Annotated in this window: 17 protein-coding genes; 6 read left to right on the top strand and 11 right to left on the bottom strand. The window is 59.7% G+C overall.

The annotated features are described in order from the left end of the window. Window positions 1-29: 29 nt before the first annotated feature. The 3 genes from BLV09_RS31980 to BLV09_RS31990 all read right to left on the bottom strand — a co-directional run bounded on the left by BLV09_RS31980 (window position 30) and on the right by BLV09_RS31990 (window position 2,954). Entirely contained in the window at window positions 30-1,397 is a 1,368-nt protein-coding gene (locus tag BLV09_RS31980) for a PQQ-dependent sugar dehydrogenase (protein ID WP_244548860.1), read from the bottom strand. A 3-nt stretch (window positions 1,398-1,400) separates the two neighbouring features. Beyond that, window positions 1,401-1,871: a DUF2231 domain-containing protein gene (locus BLV09_RS31985; RefSeq protein WP_244548861.1), complete on the bottom strand. Its 471-nt coding sequence runs from the start codon at window positions 1,869-1,871 to the stop codon at window positions 1,401-1,403. Between the two features lie 684 nt (window positions 1,872-2,555). After that, window positions 2,556-2,954, bottom strand: coding sequence for a thioesterase family protein (locus BLV09_RS31990; protein ID WP_146690243.1), 399 nt, complete (start codon window positions 2,952-2,954; stop codon window positions 2,556-2,558). A gap of 286 nt (window positions 2,955-3,240) precedes the next feature. Between BLV09_RS31990 and BLV09_RS31995 the strand changes: the two genes are divergently transcribed. Together BLV09_RS31995 and BLV09_RS32000 are read left to right on the top strand one after the other, a co-directional pair. Further along, window positions 3,241-3,501 (top strand): XapX domain-containing protein, encoded by a 261-nt coding sequence (locus tag BLV09_RS31995; protein ID WP_100386196.1) that lies wholly within the window; start codon window positions 3,241-3,243, stop codon window positions 3,499-3,501. A 354-nt stretch (window positions 3,502-3,855) separates the two neighbouring features. Then, window positions 3,856-4,176, top strand: coding sequence for a BA14K family protein (locus BLV09_RS32000; RefSeq protein WP_146690244.1), 321 nt, complete (start codon window positions 3,856-3,858; stop codon window positions 4,174-4,176). Window positions 4,177-4,981: 805 nt separating this feature from the next. On the opposite strand, the gene BLV09_RS37715 is transcribed toward BLV09_RS32000, so the two are convergent. After that, on the bottom strand, window positions 4,982-5,320 hold the full coding sequence (locus tag BLV09_RS37715) for a hypothetical protein (protein WP_174556577.1): 339 nt from the start codon (window positions 5,318-5,320) through the stop codon (window positions 4,982-4,984). A 122-nt stretch (window positions 5,321-5,442) separates the two neighbouring features. On the opposite strand from BLV09_RS37715, the gene BLV09_RS38320 reads away from it, so the two are divergent. Continuing rightward, on the top strand, window positions 5,443-5,727 hold the full coding sequence (locus BLV09_RS38320; protein WP_244548862.1) for a hypothetical protein: 285 nt from the start codon (window positions 5,443-5,445) through the stop codon (window positions 5,725-5,727). Window positions 5,728-5,960: 233 nt separating this feature from the next. Further along, window positions 5,961-6,866 (top strand): ribonuclease Z, encoded by a 906-nt coding sequence (gene rnz / locus BLV09_RS32015; protein ID WP_146690245.1) that lies wholly within the window; start codon window positions 5,961-5,963, stop codon window positions 6,864-6,866. A gap of 99 nt (window positions 6,867-6,965) precedes the next feature. Here rnz and BLV09_RS32020 read toward each other — a convergent pair whose 3' ends face one another. Continuing rightward, entirely contained in the window at window positions 6,966-7,976 is a 1,011-nt protein-coding gene (locus BLV09_RS32020) for a bile acid:sodium symporter family protein (protein WP_146690246.1), read from the bottom strand. A 106-nt stretch (window positions 7,977-8,082) separates the two neighbouring features. Here BLV09_RS32020 and BLV09_RS32025 point away from each other — a divergent pair, with 106 nt between their 5' ends. Continuing rightward, entirely contained in the window at window positions 8,083-8,931 is an 849-nt protein-coding gene (locus BLV09_RS32025) for a LysR family transcriptional regulator (protein WP_146690247.1), read from the top strand. A 258-nt stretch (window positions 8,932-9,189) separates the two neighbouring features. Here BLV09_RS32025 and BLV09_RS32030 read toward each other — a convergent pair whose 3' ends face one another. The 6 genes from BLV09_RS32030 to BLV09_RS32055 form a co-directional block, all read right to left on the bottom strand. After that, window positions 9,190-10,266 (bottom strand): alanine racemase, encoded by a 1,077-nt coding sequence (locus tag BLV09_RS32030; RefSeq protein WP_167558951.1) that lies wholly within the window; start codon window positions 10,264-10,266, stop codon window positions 9,190-9,192. A 61-nt stretch (window positions 10,267-10,327) separates the two neighbouring features. Further along, the gene (locus BLV09_RS32035; RefSeq protein ID WP_146690248.1) at window positions 10,328-11,245 is read right to left on the bottom strand and encodes a glutamate cyclase domain-containing protein; all 918 of its coding nucleotides are present in this window, start codon (window positions 11,243-11,245) and stop codon (window positions 10,328-10,330) included. 132 nt (window positions 11,246-11,377) lie between these two features. Beyond that, the gene (locus tag BLV09_RS32040) at window positions 11,378-12,229 is read right to left on the bottom strand and encodes a substrate-binding periplasmic protein (RefSeq protein ID WP_167558952.1); all 852 of its coding nucleotides are present in this window, start codon (window positions 12,227-12,229) and stop codon (window positions 11,378-11,380) included. Window positions 12,230-12,286: 57 nt separating this feature from the next. After that, entirely contained in the window at window positions 12,287-12,964 is a 678-nt protein-coding gene (locus tag BLV09_RS32045) for an amino acid ABC transporter permease (RefSeq protein ID WP_146690250.1), read from the bottom strand. A gap of 9 nt (window positions 12,965-12,973) precedes the next feature. Then, complete coding sequence (locus tag BLV09_RS32050; RefSeq protein WP_146690251.1) at window positions 12,974-13,675, bottom strand: amino acid ABC transporter permease; 702 nt, start codon at window positions 13,673-13,675, stop codon at window positions 12,974-12,976. Between the two features lie 6 nt (window positions 13,676-13,681). Beyond that, window positions 13,682-14,458 (bottom strand): amino acid ABC transporter ATP-binding protein, encoded by a 777-nt coding sequence (locus BLV09_RS32055; RefSeq protein ID WP_146690252.1) that lies wholly within the window; start codon window positions 14,456-14,458, stop codon window positions 13,682-13,684. Between the two features lie 327 nt (window positions 14,459-14,785). Between BLV09_RS32055 and BLV09_RS32060 the strand changes: the two genes are divergently transcribed. Beyond that, entirely contained in the window at window positions 14,786-15,169 is a 384-nt protein-coding gene (locus BLV09_RS32060; RefSeq protein ID WP_100386208.1) for a RidA family protein, read from the top strand. Window positions 15,170-15,202: the final 33 nt, after the last annotated feature.

Here is a 15,202-nt window from a genome sequence, read left to right on the forward strand (position 1 = left end):
TATCGACGACACGGATTATATCGGGCCTGCTAACTGGCTCGCTTTGGTGGAGAACCCGGCTTAAGTGACGACACGCGCCAAACCGTGTTTCCAACATCGTCGGCGATCAACAACCCGCCACTCCGGTCGACTGCCAAACCAACTGGCCGCCCGCGCGCGTGATCGTTTGCATCGAGGAAGCCTGTGACGACATCCTGCGCCGGCCCGCTCGGCCGTCCACCGCTGAAGGGCACGAAGACAACTTTGTAGCCGTTAAGCGGCGTTCGATCCCAGCTTCCGTGTTCGCCGACGAACGCACCGCTGCGGTAGTTGGCGGGAAGATCGGTGCCTGTGTACATCGCTACACCTAGCGGCGCCACGTGGGAGCTCAGCGCATAGTCCGGCACGGTTGCTGTGGCCACCAGATCGGGCCGCTGCGGTTCGACGCGTGGGTCCAGATGCTGGCCGTAATAGCTATAGGGCCAGCCATAGAAGGCTCCGTCTCGCACCGAGGTCAGATAGTCCGGAACCAGGTCGGGCCCGATCTCGTCGCGCTCGTTGGCGATGGCCCAAAGCTTACCGGTCTCAGGCTCCCACTGCAGCCCGGTGGGATTGCGAATTCCGCTGGCGAAGATGCGATGCGCGCCCGATGCCCGATCGACCTCCCAGATCGCGGCGCGTTCGTATTCGGCCCCGATCCCGTTTTCGGTGATGTTGCTGTTTGAGCCGACCCCGACATAGAGCTTGGAGCCGTCCGGACTGGCCAACAGAGCCTTCGTCCAGTGATGATCGATGGGGCCGCCAGGAAGATCGGTGAGCTTGGTGCCCGCGGCCGTGATGCTGGTTTGTCCATCCTGATACGGATAGCGGACGATCGCATCGGTGTTGGCGACGTAAAGATCGTGACCAATCAGGGCGACGCCAAACGGCGAGTTGAGATGATCCAGAAACACGGTTCGCAATTCGGGAACGCCATCGCCTTTGGTATCGCGTAGCAACGTGATGCGGTTTGCGTCCTTTGCCTTGGCGCCGGCGAACGATTGTACCCAGCCAGTGATGATGTCCTTGGGCCGACTGATCGGCGCTTTCGGACCATTGCTCTCAACCACCAGTACGTCTCCATTGGGGAGAACGTAGAGGGACCTCGGATGCTCAAAGCCGGTCGCCAATGCATGGACCTGCAATCCCTGCGGCACCGCGGGAGTTTCGTCGTTTCCCCATCCGACAGCTTTTGCGATCCGTATCGGCGGCATCAAATATTGCTGCAGCTTGGGCAGCACGGGGTTGGCGCCGATCTGCACTTTCGGGTCGCCGCCATGATCATCACAGCCGGCGAGTCCCAAGCCGGCAAAGGCGACAACAATGGCGGCGAGACGCGGTAGCTTCGCCGTACGTGAAATTCCGAGTGCGTGCATCATATTTTATCCTCCAACACGATGGCGATTTGCCAGGGCTATGCCAACCCAAGCCGTCAACAAGAGAACGACAACGACGAGCCCGGAAAGCATCAGGCCGGTCGGGACCACCGCGGTGTAGCCGTCGCGGCTATGAACGAAGGCGTTTATCAGAGAGAGCGAGACAGCGAGCGCGTAACCAACCACGCGGGGCCAAGCCGGCCTGTCGATTTGTCTGCTGCCTGCAAGGTCGATCACATAAGCGATGGCGGCAAAGCCCGCCATTATCAGACCCGCGGTGATCAGCCAGATCGAGAATCTCTCCCACAGCACATCAGGAATCCGCCAATAGACGAGATCGGTGATGAAAGCGCCGGCGAAATACGCGGCGGAAAACGACACCACCATTTTATGCATCGGCCGTCCACGAGGCTTCGCGGTCGGCCTCAAATCGGCATCGCCAAAGAAAGTCGCTTCCGTGATCATAGCATGCTTCATGCGTCAATCCTCCTAACGGTCGTGCGCATCTGCGCTTCCAACAAGCGATTGATCCTCCAAGCGCGCATGGGGGAGGTGCAAACCTCGCGCTCATGATCCAACATTGTCTCGGCCCCACGCATTGTCTTCTAAATTCGAGTTTATTCTCCGGGAGCCGCTCGAACGATTTCGCCAATGCCCGACGGCAATCGCGAGTAGCCTTCTGTCAGCTCATCTCGAAACGATGGCTCGGTTCCGATTAGCCGGCGGCAGAACCAATCAGAGGTTCAAGCGCAGCATTTGCATGAGTTGATCCATCGGCATCACGTTGTGTTTGAGGTTCGCCATGATCCGGGGCGATCTGCCTGAGCCACGCCGAGGCGATCAAAGATGGCCTTCAGATTCTCCAGCTCGCAGGCTGCGGCTCTGCTAACAATGTGTCGTAAGTCAGCAGGAGAACGCGGTCGAGCGCGACGTCCTCATTAAAAGCCGATTTAGAATTCTCAAATTGAAATTCAGATGATGCGTCGGAGGACGCGCGGTGGGCTAGACCGGAAGTGACAGGCACGCAAGTTAGAATGACGTGAACGCTGCAGCACCAAACCATCCAGCTTGAAAAATCATGATTTGGTGGCGCTGCCGATCGTAAGCTTGCGTACATGCTTAAAGGATCGGTCTGATCGGTAGGCGATTGAGCTCGAACGACTAACGTTTGCTCTTTTTTGCGAGACGCTCGTTGAACGATTGGAGGTTGATCACGATTCTCTGATGGGTCCCGTTGCCGATCTCTTCTGTCTCGTCCCTCGCCGACACCTTGAACACGATCCGCTTTCCCTCGGTCCTGATCACCTCTGCTTCGGCACGGACATTATGACCGACGGGCGTCGCTGCAAGGTGCCGAACATCTATTTCGGTGCCGACCGCGCTCTCACCCGTCTCCAGAAATGGTCTTATCGCGTTCAGAGCGGCATTCTCCATGACCAGGATCATAACGGGGGTCGCCAGCACCTGCGGCAGCATCGCGTCTTTGAATTGATTGGCGAGATGCTCGGGCAGCACGCGCAGCGTGAACGTTCCTTTCGTTCCCAACGGTATTTGGCGCATTCAGTTGTCTCCGTCTCGCCAGTAATCATTCTTGGCGCGGCTTACAGTAACAGATAGACAGATGGCTCGTGAAATGAGCAACTATTTGAATATCCAACTTCATAAAATCAAATTTAGCGTTCTGAACCGCAATTTAATAGCGATATGTCATTTTGCTATCTTCAATTGTCACGATATCGCGGTGATGTTCGGATCGACGGAATCGTCAGGCATTGCCGATCGATTACAGAGGTCGTTCGTTGGGCGGACGGGTTCGCGTTGATGGTAACTGGCCAAGGAGCATTCGATGCGACCTTATCTCGCTTCTCTTATCTTGGGTGTGGCAGTCGGAGTCGTCTATGGGCTCGTTAAAGTACGGTCTCCGGCACCGCCTGCGATCGCACTTCTCGGCCTCCTCGGTATGCTGGCTGGCGAGCAGGCCGTATCGCTCGTTAGATCGCATGTATTCAAAAGCGGCCTACAACCCGGCGTGGCCTCAGGCGGTCACGGTGAAGCGGCGATCTCTGACGACGTTCGCCGCACCGAGGGAAACGAACGGCGCTTTTGACGTCGCAGAGTCCGATCCGATGCTGATTTCTTCGGGCCAGTTTCCGCGATATCGGGAGCGCCTTTCCCCAGGCGCGTTCTACCGAACATGATCTCGAGATTTGCCCTGCGGCTCCTCTTCAGTTCGCTTCAGTTCTCTTAAGCCACTCCGTCTCGCGCAAAAGCCGCTGCCCTTCGTCGTCCAGGGCGACGTCGGGTTCGACGTAAATTTCAGTTTAGCATCTTGAAGCGCAATTTAGTGGGATGGGTAGTGCTTCGGCTTACCTCCGTGGTGAGGCCTCTGAGCATTCAGGGGCGCAGAAAGCGAGGTTTCTGAAAATCTCGCTCCCACTCGATTCACGGAAGAGGACAAGCTATGACCAAATTCAAGATTCTCAGCGCGGCAGCCATTCTGTCGCTGACGTTCGTAACGCCGGTATTCGCGCAGGCGGCTATCCAGGAGCCGGGTTCGTTCGCATTTTACTATCCGAACAATGATATCCTGAACGGCGGCCGGCCTACACCGGCGGCACGCATGGACGCCGAGGCGGGTTTGGGACCGTTCAGTGGCAGTTACGCTTATGCCGCCCCGGAAGGCAGTGCGAATGGTGGGTCTTGCGCCCAGCGTTACCATTCCTACGATCCGTCATCAGAGACGTTCCTTGGATATGATGGCCGCCGGCACGCCTGCAAATAAGGTGGCACGAAGCACCAAATGCAGCCGGTCGAAACTGGGCTGCTCCTGCAGAAGGCCGCATCATCGGCTATGGTGCGGCCTTCTGCATGAGCTATGTTCAGGCAAGGGCCATGGCGGGCTGCGTCCCCATCAACGGCACTGGATCGGCTAGATTGAAACAGGCGGAGCGATGCTCGGCAAGCGGCGCTTGGCTCGGTGAACGACAACGAAGACGCCTTTAAAAGTCCCGGCAGCCTAACCCGGCTAGCGTTATGCCCAGGTTGTGTGGAAACAGCCTCGATCCTTAAAACAGAATTTAATGGGACTGGCGGATTGCTGAACCTATACCAGGGTTGTGCCGGGACCCCCATCCGGCACTCCTCCCTGCCAGACTTCGGCCCCAGCTTTCTGCCCTCGCTGGGGCCGTTTCTTTGGCACCGTTCGCAGCACTTGCATTCATGGCTTGCGCGCCATCTCCCGCGATGGAGCTGGCTCGGTTCGTTTTGCCTGCGAGCCCATCCTTAGGACGCACGAGCACGTGCACCCGCTGTATCGCAGAACGTTCCAATCTTGCCTGTCCGATGGCGGCGGCCATGGTTTACCCAAAACCAGAGAAGAGTTGCCACAGAAAAATTATCTGTAAGGCCCGGAGTCCCCTGGAAAACCCATGGGGGTTTGTGTTGATTGGTCGTATTTATCGATTGAATTACCAGAGCTGTGGAACGTGTTGCTCGATGTGGGGGGCTTCGAATACCGGCCCTCCGACGGCCACACATAGGAACCCGCCGACGAAGCTGCCGATGATCCAAATTCAGGAGTTGCAGCTTCAGCAGTTCTGGCTTGCGCCAGCGCGACCGTGCCCGAGAGCACGAATGCAGTTGCCAGTACGATTTTCGTGAGCTTCATGGTTGTGTCCTTTCCTTCGGTTGAAGGTAGGAAGTTTGCTCGACCGTTCGATTAAAATGTTCTTTAAGTGGGAGCCGCGATCATCGCGCTCTTGCGGGTGATGAACAGATACGTCAGCAACTTGCCGCCGATGCCCGGTGTATGCCCAGATCATCCGCGAGCCGATACACAACGGCAAAGATCGGATGCGGATCGTTTGTGATGAACCGTTGCAGCCGATCTCCTTAGTTCGCTGCGTTTTGATCGGCGCATCGATCATGTGGGCTGTTCCATTGATTGGAAGCGAAGGCTACGCGGATAATGGCGAAACAAATCACACGCTGCATCGCCTGCTGAACACAGGCCCTTCCATCCGCGGCGGATCAGCGGTGGCGAGGTTGCTTGATCTGGCTGACGGAAACGCGCGAGATTTCGCCTGTTGACGTTACAAACATTTCACGGAGAAATCCTGTTGAAACCGTCCGCCATTCGGGCCATCTGGCCAGTATGAGTTTGGCTGATATTTTCCGTGATAACGCTGAGGACTGCGCCTTCTTAGCTCAACGCTCCGAAGACGAGGAGACAAGATGTACCTTCCTGCAGATGGAAGCCGCGTGGCGCACTTTGGCGAACCAGCAGGAGCGACTGGACAACAAAAGATGGATAGTGAAAAAGGCACGCGAGTGAAGGGTTTTGGCGCTAGAATAATCCAATCCTTGCGGGGGTAGTTTCGGCTCGTTTGTCGCACCGGCGGGTCGTTGCGGAATTCAAGGATTGGGAAGCGAGGTCGAACTCGGATCTTGCCTTCCTCGCTCACGTGCGAGTGCTTTGTTGTGCTTCCGATGATTGGTTACGGTTGACCGAAAACAAATATGCGGGTGTCGTGCACAAGGCTCTAGCCTGGGGGAAACCTGGCCACGATGTTTGACCTGACTTTCCTCGGCACGTCGGCTAGCGTTCCGTCGACGGAGCGTAACCATCCGGGCCTCCTCGTCGCGGCAGGCGGCAAGCGCATACTGGTAGATTGCGGCGAAGGGACCCAGCGCCAGTTGTTGCGGAGTGGCGTCGGTTTTCGACGGCTTGAGCGGCTCTTGCTAACCCATGCCCATTTCGACCACGTACTCGGCATTCCCGGTCTTTTGTCCACCCTTGGCTTACAACGGAGCGCCGACGTCATGACCATCCATGGCGGTCCGGCCACGCTTGAAGTCGTTGCCCGCATGCTCGCTGGCCTATGGGGTGAAGGCCGGGCACCTATTCCGCTCGAACTGATGCCGTTGGCGGAAGGGCAGGTCATCGACTTGGATGACTTCACCATCGCCTGCTTTCCAGTCCGACATCGTGATACGGACAGTTTCGGATTCTCCTTCGAGAGTGCAGAACGCCGACATCTTCAGCCCGACCGTCTTGCCGCGCTCGGAGTACCCGACGGTCCAGTGCGCAAATCGCTTGCGAAAGGCGTAGCCGCGGTTCTGGGGGACGGCAGGACAATTGACCCCGAAGACGTTCTCGGACCCCCTGAGGTTCGCAGAAAGCTCGTTATTGTAGGCGACACCGAAACCGCGGATGGGTTGGCTGAGCGAGTTCAAGAGGCGGACGTCCTGGTCATCGAGGCGACGTTCCTTGAAAGAGATGCCGCCATTGCGCGCGATTACGGCCACCTGACCGCCGCGGAGGCCGCGGGTCTCGCGGCGATGAGTAACGTGAAGCAACTCGTTCTGACCCACATTTCCGGACGCTACCCGGCAGAGGACATACTGGCCGAGGCGACGAAGATATTCCCGATGACGAGCGTTGCCGCTGACCTCGACCACATCGTCGTGTGAGCGATCAATTCGCTGCGCGAGCCGATAGGGTCCACCCAAGGCCATTCGTTCAAGATGGAGGGCGCAACCGACTTTTCCGATGCTACGATAACCGAACGCTCAGGCGGACCTTGCGGCGAGACCTGAAGGCGGTTCACTCGCCGTGACCCGGCGCGCTGCGTAGTGCCGTGCGAGCGAGGCGCAGACCATGAGTTGGATCTGGTGGAACAGCATCAACGGGATGACAACGAGCCCAACGTGCCCGGCGAACAGCAAGGTTGCTATCGGCAAGCCGCTGGCGAGGCTTTTCTTTGATCCGCAGAAAACGATGGTGATTTCATCGGCACGCGCAAAGCCAAGCTGCCTGCTCGCAAAAGTCAGGATGGTGATCACGGCCGCAAGCAGCGCGACATCGACGAGCGCGACCTTGAACAGGTCTCCCGCAGCGATCTGATGCCAGATACCGTCCACGACGCCGTGACTGAAAGCCGAGTAGACGATGAGCAGGATCGAGCCGTAATCCACGCTCTTGAGCGCGCGCGCATGGCGCGTGACATAGGCGCCGATCCACGGCCGCAATAGCTGACCGGCGACGAAGGGCAGCAGAAGCTGCACGACGATGGCAAGAACCGAGTGCACGGAGATGTCGACGCCGTGGCGGGTGAGCAGGAAACCGGCGATCAGGGGAGTGAGGAAAACGCCGAGCAGATTCGAAGCGGAAGCGCTGCACAGCGCCGCAGGCACGTTGCCGCCGGCCACCGACGTGAAAGCGATCGAGGCCTGCACCGTCGAGGGCAGTGCGGTGAGCAGGATCACCCCGGCCCAGAGCGGCTCGGGGAGAAAATTTGGGGCCAGGAATCGCGCCGAAATTCCGAGCATCGGAAACAGCACGAACGTGCTCAGGAACACCATCGAGTGCAGTCGCCAGTGCCGCGCGCCAAGAAGCGCGATTTCGGGCGAAAGCTTGGCCCCGTGCATGAAAAACAACAGCGCGATGGCGGCATCCGTTAGCCAGCCAACGGCCACGGCCGCATCGCCGCGGGCCGGCATCACGGCGGCGAAAGCAACCGTCAGCAAGATGGCCGCGAGGAACCTATCGATGCGTGACCAGACGGAGCGGAGCAAAATCATTTCGAGCCTCTCTTGCGGGGGACAACTGGTTTGATATCAACGCCACCGGTCATTGTGAATGCCGCATACCGCTATTATTGTAATCGAAAATCGTGATGATAGAGCCATGCTAGATCCCGTCCTGCTTCAGACTTTCCTGGCGATTGCCCAGACCCGGAGTTTCACCCGGGCCGCCGAGCGGCTCGGCTTGCGCCAGTCGACGGTCAGCCAGCACATCCGAAAGCTTGAGGACGAGGCCGGACGGCGGCTCTTCGTCCGCGATACCCATTCGGTAGCAATGACGGCTGATGGCGAGGCCATGATCGAGTTCGCTCGGAGCATCCTGGCGGCGAACGAACGGGCGGAGCGCTATTTGGCGGGCTCCGAGCTGCGCGGCCGGCTGCGATTCGGCGCGTCAGAGGATTTTGTGACATCGCTTCTGCCGGAAGTGTTGCGGCAGTTTGTTCGCACACATCCACTTGTCGAATTCGAGCTCACGGTTGGCCTGAGCGGTGAGCTCAACGAGAAACTTGAGCGCGGAGAGCTTGACCTCGTCTGCGGCAAACGTCGTCCGGGAGAGGATCGCGGACGCGTCGTCTGGCGCGATCGGTTAGCTTGGGTGTCCGGCGATCTGCCACGCCTCGATCCATCAACGCCTGTACCGCTGATCCTCTATTCACCGCCCAGCATAACCCGCGACATCGTTCTCGCCGCGCTTGAGCGGCGCGGTCGTCCCTGGCGCATCGTGTGCACAAGCGGCAGCTTGAGCGGACTTCGAGCCGCGGCGCTCGCCGGACTCGGCGTCGCGGTTTTCCCCGGAGACCTGATCCCGACGGGCCTTGTCGAGCTCCCAAATGGTCACGGTCTGCCAGATCTCGGCACCGTCGAATTCGTTCTGCTCGGCACGGGTAGAACCTTAAGCGGACCTGCCGCCGAACTCGCGGACGCAATTCTGGCAAGCGGCATGCGAATGTAGTCGGCAAAGCGAACGCGAGGTCTTTGGATCGTCTTGACCTCGGAAAAATTCGAAGGCCAGCGTCTCCTATCGGCTCCAAACGTATCGACGATCCTCAAACAAGAAGGAGGACTATCGAACTCTTGGAAAGCCTGGTCACCAAATCGAAACAGTGCTGCTTGCCTCCACGAGCAGCCCATTTTTGATCAATGAATGGATTGCTGGATGCCAGGTGGCGAAAGGAATTCACCGCATGGAAGCTTCCGCGCGATGTCGCGCCTAACGTTTGCTGCCGAGTTGCTGGCGGCGCTGCCATGCCCCCGCGGAGGTTTTCACCAATGCATTGTCATAGAGATAGGCGGTGGTGCAGGCGTGTTGCGGCATCAGGAAAACCCGGTCTCCGACCTTCAGATCATCGGCCTCGACGACAGTGTGTTCCTCGCTCATCGAAATGATCTTTCTGGGCCAACGAAACCGTTCCGGGATGGGCTTGTCGGGAGAGACCGCCTTCGAGCCGGCATCCAGGGTCGCGGTCCCCGCATGAACCGAAACGACCGTGGCCAGCACGAAAGCCGCGGGCTCCCAGCCGAGATCGGCGAGTTCAATGTCGTGCTGGGAACTCGAATAGGTCCAGCTTCCCGGCGATACGTAGCGCGCCACCTCAGGCGGCCACAGATTGAACGTATAGCTGCCGCCGGCCACGACGTCGGATACCACGCCATCCGCGTGCAACGACGCCTGCAAACCGGACAATCTTTCGGCAATCTCCGAGACCTGTCGCCGTCGTGTTTCCCGATCGCCCTTGATGTGGCCATCGTAGACATGCCATCCCGCGAAGCGGGCGAATTTGCCGGCTTCCGCCGCAAGACCGAGGGCGACGCCTGACATGGGCGCGCCGGTCCGTCCCATTCCAGGATCGAGATCAACGCGAATATCGACATTGTCGTCTTCGGCGCTCAGTTGCGCCTTCCAGACGTCAAGGCCCTGTTCGGAATCGACCATGCCGGTCAGCCGCGCATCCTTGTGGGCGCGCGCCAGCGCAAGAAACCGCGCGAGGTTGGCGGGACTGACCGCCGGATAGGCCCAGGTCACGCGCTTCGCCCCAGCCGCCAGCACCATCTCGACTTCGGCCGGCGTCGCGCATTTGAAGGCGCCGACGCCCTGCGCCATCAACAGCTTCGCAATCCAGGGCGCGCGATGCGTCTTGACGTGCGGCATCAGTCGCTCGATGCCGCCGCAGGCTTCCGCGGTTCGCTTGAGGTTGCGCAACACCATGTCTTCAAAAATGACGAAGCACGGCGTCGAGACCTGCTCGTCCGGCTGTTGATACCGCGCGTCGATCGAGACATCCGTCATGTCCGTAATCCTCATTCCATCACCAGCACCGATCCGAAAGGCCCTTGCCGCATTGCCCACGTCACCCGACGGCTGCTGCGATCTCCTCGAGCAGGATCGCGTGTTGCTCCCACGGAATCCGGTCGACGCTCATCTGCGGCCGACCCGGACTGTCAACCCGGCTGTCGTCCACCGCCTGTCCGATCTCGACGGCCGCGGTCAGCAGCCGATGATCCATCTCGCGATTGAAATGACGCAGCAGCGCGGCGGCCTTCTGCGGCCGCAAGCAGGCCATCGCCGCCAGAAGTCCGTAGCCGCCCCAATTCGAAACGCCGGCTACGATGAGGTGATCGGCCGGCGTCGTCGCCGCGATCACGCGGCCATTCGGTATTTCGCTCTCGACGATGTTCTGGGGCAGCGATCCCATGCCGATCTCGTTGCCGCCATCGCCGATGCCGATGGTGATCCAGCGCCGCTGCCAGGTCGGATCATCGAACAGCAAATGCAATGGCGCGGTTTCGCGCGACATGTCCCAACCATGCTCACGATGCGGCTTGCCATCTGCGGCGGGCGATACCCGCTCGATCGCGATCAGATGCGTGATCGGCCGATCGGCGCTTTCAAGCGATTTCCGCAGGCGGCGGACCGATCTTTCGTTGGTCGCCGTTACTTCCAGGTCGACCTGCTCCGGAACCGCATCGACCACGGCCCAGACCGCCTTGGCACAGGGTGCATCCGTGATCACGGTCACCGGCACGCCGGCGCTGGCCAGGCCCGCCGCGAGATGCCCCATCCCGATCAGCCCGTCCGTCTCCGGCGATGGTGGCGTGGCGTGCTGGATGAAAAATCCGGTCACGATGCCGACATGGGCATTGGGGCTGTCCATGATCGAGGCCGCCGCCTTCTCCAGATTGCCCTTCATCAGCTCCGTCATGCGCGTGATGTCGCGCTTGACCTTGCGGCCGACAATCGCCTCGATTTTATCGATCTTGTCACTCATTTTGGAAACACCTCAATCGCTTATCCTACGCTTATCCCGAACGTGTACCGCCGTAACGGGCGCAGCCGGCGCAAGCCTCGATGCTTGTCGTGCAATCGAGACTGCGCTGCTGTCGCCCTTTCGCCGCTCGCGTTACAGAACCTCGGCGGCATATTTGTCGAACAGGCGCTGAACTTCGCCGTTCGCGGTGATGAAGGTGCACCACGAATCGAGAAAATTCTTCCAGGCGACGTCGCCATGCCGGATCATCCAGGTGTTCGGCCGCTTGTCGAAGGCATTCTTGGCATCGACGATCATCGCCCAGTCCGGATTTCGCTTGGCGAGCGCAACCGCCTCGGTGTCACCGACGATGCAGGCGGTGACGCGGCCGGCACGCACGGGTTCGGCGGCCATCGAATATTGACCGGCGACGGCCTGGAACTTGGCCTTGGGGAACAGCGGTGGCATCCGCTGCTCATCACTCGAGCCAGCATTGACCGAGATCGTCACATCCGGGTTGTTGAGATCCGCGGCGGTCTTGTACTTGTCGGCATCGGCCTTCCGGATCACCGCCAAGCTGCCCTTCGACCACAGCGGCCCGACATAATTGCAGACGGTGGCGCGCGGCACGGTGTAGGACGCCGACGAACCGAACATGTCGTAGTCGCCCGAACGCAGGGCGATCGTGGAGTTGGCGAAGGTCACCTCGTGCCAGTTCACGGTCATTTCAAGTTCCTTCGCCAGATTATCGACGAGTTCCTTGAAGACGCCCTTCAACTCTCCGCTTTTTGCGTCCTTGTAGAACCACAGCGGAAGCTGCGCATAGCCGACCTCAAGGGTTCCACCCTTCTTGACCTTGGCCAGCACCGATTTGGGATCGATGCCGGACTCCAGAAGCTGCGCGTGTGCGTCCTGCATCGCCCCGGCGAGCGTGGCGGCGCCGACACCGGCTGCGAGGGCGCCGGTCAGTAGAGAGCGCTTGGAGAGATCGAACTGATCTTGCATGGTCATACTCCTCGAGGGTTTACGATGGACGTGGATTTTCGGACGGATGGAAGGTTTTTATCGCGCATTCGCCAGTCCAAACTTCGCTTGAAAATGAACATAGGCGTAGTTCGCCGCCCGGGAGATTCCGAACAGGAGAATGAAATAGATCAGAGCGATCGTCGTCAGGACTTCGATCGGCTCGTACCACTGATTGACGATCTTCAGGCCCTGGTACATCAGATCGGAGATCGCGATCACGGAGACCAGCGTCGATGATTTGACGACGACCGCGAGCTGGTTGATCACCAGCGGCGCAATCACCAAAGCGACCTGGGGCATCTCGATCCGCGATACGATGCGCCATCGGTTCATCCCGACGGCGAGCGCGGCCTCGCTCTGGCCTTTCGGAAGTCCCTCGAAGCCGGACCGGAATGTCTCCGCCAGATAGCCGCTCGACTGCAGTGCCAGCGCGATGATGCCGGCGCCGGTCACCGTCTGCGGGAACCCGAAGATTTCCGGCCAGACGTAATTGACCCACAACAACTGCACCAGAATGGGGGTCGCGCGGCAGAACTCGATATAGGCAATTGCGATGACCCGCACATAGGGCACGCGCATGCGTACAAAACAGGCGACAAGGCCCAATACAATCGCCAGCAGAAACGCCCAGAAGCAGACGTAGATCGTCACCCAGAGGCCGTCGAACAGCGCGCCGAGATTGGCCAGGACGTAGCGGTTGAAGTTTTCAAGCATCGTGATCGCTCATGCCCAACCCCGGCGACGCCACCGTTCGGTCAACCGCTGGAACAACTGGGTGGCGCAAATGATCACGACGCAATAGAGCAACGCGGCCCCGGTATAGAGCGGAACCGGCCTCATCTCGGCGACGCTGATCATCGAGACCTGGTACATGATGTCCTGCACCGCAATCAGCGATACGATCGTGGTCGCCTTGAACAGCGAGACCAGTTGATTGACCGTGTCGGGAAGCATCCGGCGCACCGCCTGCGGCAGCACGATGCGGCGCAACGTTGTGAATCCCGACATTCCCAGCGAAAGCGCAGCTTCAGTCTGGCCGTAGGCGACCGAGCGCAAGCCGGCGCGCACGGTCTCCGACAGGAAGCCGCTATAGGCAACGCCGAGGCCGAGAACCGCGGCCACTTCGGGGCTGAGATTGACCTTGCTCCCAACCAGCTTGCCGATGATCAAGGGAAGAACGAAGTAGACCCACACCAGCAGCACGTATTCCGGCGTATTCCGGAAAAACTCGGCATAGGCAACGGCTATCCAGCGAATAATGGCGTGACGGCTGAGGCTCGCGGCGCCGACGACGAAGGCAAGTACCGCCGCCAGCACGGCGCTTTCGGCAAAGATGATGACGTTGCGCAGCAGCCCGGTCAGCAGAACGACGCGGTACTCCCAGAACAGCCCGGGGTCGAACGCGTTATGCAGGGCGGCGAACACCGGCGGCTAACCAAGCGCCGACGAAATAAAACGCTGGCAGCGCTCGCTGGACGGCGCTCCGAATACCTGCGCTGCGGTGCCATCCTCCTCGATCTTCCCTTCGTGCAGAAAGATCACCCGGTCCGACGCATCGCGCGCAAAACCCATCTCGTGGGTCACGACCAGCATCGTCATGCCCTCCCGCGCGAGGTCGCGCATCACTTCCAGCACCTCGCCGGTCAATTCGGGATCGAGCGAGGACGTCGCCTCGTCGAACAACATCACTTTCGGCTGCATCGCCAGCGCACGCGCGATCGCAACCCGCTGCTGCTGGCCGCCCGACAATTTGGCGGGATAGGCGCCTTCCTTGTCGAGCAAATTGACCTTGGCGAGAAAGCGCCGCCCGACGTCAGCGGCTTCCCTGCGCGGCATGCGCTTGACCTGAATCAGCGCCTCGATCACGTTTCCGAGCACCGTCATGTGCGGCCACAGGTTGAACTGCTGAAACACCATGCCGAGCTTCGTGCGCATTCGCGCAATATCTTTCGGCGACGCGCCGGATGTCCGCCGGCCGCCGGCTGTCGATGGTCCGATCGCCTCGCCATCGATCACGATATCGCCCGACGTCGGGCGCTCAAGATAATTCAGGCAGCGCAGAAAGGTGCTCTTCCCCGATCCGCTGGCGCCGATGATGCTGAGCACCGATCCCGGCGACACATCGAGCGTGATGCCGCGCAGCACCTCCGAAAGTCCGAACGACTTGCGCAAATCCTTTACCTGGATGATCGGTCGGCCCGCGTCCACGACTAACTCTCCAACACCATTTGGCGGCCAGCGCCTGCGCGACTTCCGAACTGCAGATTGAGCGCCAACAGTCCGTACATGATCTGTCGCGCGATCTCGTTGTTGCAAACGATATATGTCACGTATACTTTGTCAACGACACGGAAATGCACGCACTGCACAATTTGCTCGCAAGCATGATCGAAGAACAGGCAACACGCAGACCCATCAAACGAGCAAGCGGTTGGCGAAGCGCGCAATTCGGAGTCGCCCAACGATGACAACCGGTCTGTCAAAAGCCGTTCAGGCGCGACAGATATCTTGCGGATCCCACGGAGAGAGAAGCCCATGACACGTTCCGAGACTGACGATATGCCGATGGCCGGTGGTCATTATTCGCACGGCCTGCGCGCCGGCGACTTTGTCTATACGGCCGGACAGGTGCCGCGGGATTCCAAGAGAAACGTGATCGGCACCACGATCGAGGAGCAAACGGCTGCCACTCTGGAAAATGTCGAGCGCGTGCTGAAGTCGTTCGGAGCGACATTCGACAACGTCGTCAAAGCCACAGTGCATCTCTCCGACGTCGCCAACGCGCCTCGCTTCAACGCGGTCTATGCGCGCTATTTTCCGAATAACAAGCCCGTCCGCACGCTGACCGGCAGCCAACTCAACGGCGTGTTGGTGGAGGTGGATGTGGTCGCCTATCTCGGCCCGATAACGACAAGTTAGGGCCGCGTACCCGGGGGGTGAGCTAGAACCTGT

Source organism: Bradyrhizobium canariense (assembly GCF_900105125.1).
Classification (GTDB): domain Bacteria; phylum Pseudomonadota; class Alphaproteobacteria; order Rhizobiales; family Xanthobacteraceae; genus Bradyrhizobium; species Bradyrhizobium canariense_A.

Bases quoted from the DNA above. Each gene is read 5' to 3' on its own strand.
- BLV09_RS32045 (WP_146690250.1), bottom strand. From the start codon at position 12,964: ATGCTTGAAAACTTCAACCGCTACGTCCTGGCCAATCTCGGCGCGCTG.
- BLV09_RS32035 (WP_146690248.1), bottom strand. From the start codon at position 11,245: ATGAGTGACAAGATCGATAAAATCGAGGCGATTGTCGGCCGCAAGGTC.
- BLV09_RS31980 (WP_244548860.1), bottom strand. From the start codon at position 1,397: ATGATGCACGCACTCGGAATTTCACGTACGGCGAAGCTACCGCGTCTC.
- BLV09_RS37715 (WP_174556577.1), bottom strand. From the start codon at position 5,320: ATGATCGATGCGCCGATCAAAACGCAGCGAACTAAGGAGATCGGCTGC.
- rnz (WP_146690245.1), top strand. From the start codon at position 5,961: ATGTTTGACCTGACTTTCCTCGGCACGTCGGCTAGCGTTCCGTCGACG.
- BLV09_RS31985 (WP_244548861.1), bottom strand. From the start codon at position 1,871: ATGAAGCATGCTATGATCACGGAAGCGACTTTCTTTGGCGATGCCGAT.
- BLV09_RS31995 (WP_100386196.1), top strand. From the start codon at position 3,241: ATGCGACCTTATCTCGCTTCTCTTATCTTGGGTGTGGCAGTCGGAGTC.
- BLV09_RS32000 (WP_146690244.1), top strand. From the start codon at position 3,856: ATGACCAAATTCAAGATTCTCAGCGCGGCAGCCATTCTGTCGCTGACG.
- BLV09_RS32030 (WP_167558951.1), bottom strand. From the start codon at position 10,266: ATGACGGATGTCTCGATCGACGCGCGGTATCAACAGCCGGACGAGCAG.
- BLV09_RS31990 (WP_146690243.1), bottom strand. From the start codon at position 2,954: ATGCGCCAAATACCGTTGGGAACGAAAGGAACGTTCACGCTGCGCGTG.
- BLV09_RS32025 (WP_146690247.1), top strand. From the start codon at position 8,083: ATGCTAGATCCCGTCCTGCTTCAGACTTTCCTGGCGATTGCCCAGACC.
- BLV09_RS32060 (WP_100386208.1), top strand. From the start codon at position 14,786: ATGACACGTTCCGAGACTGACGATATGCCGATGGCCGGTGGTCATTAT.
- BLV09_RS32020 (WP_146690246.1), bottom strand. From the start codon at position 7,976: ATGATTTTGCTCCGCTCCGTCTGGTCACGCATCGATAGGTTCCTCGCG.
- BLV09_RS32040 (WP_167558952.1), bottom strand. From the start codon at position 12,229: ATGCAAGATCAGTTCGATCTCTCCAAGCGCTCTCTACTGACCGGCGCC.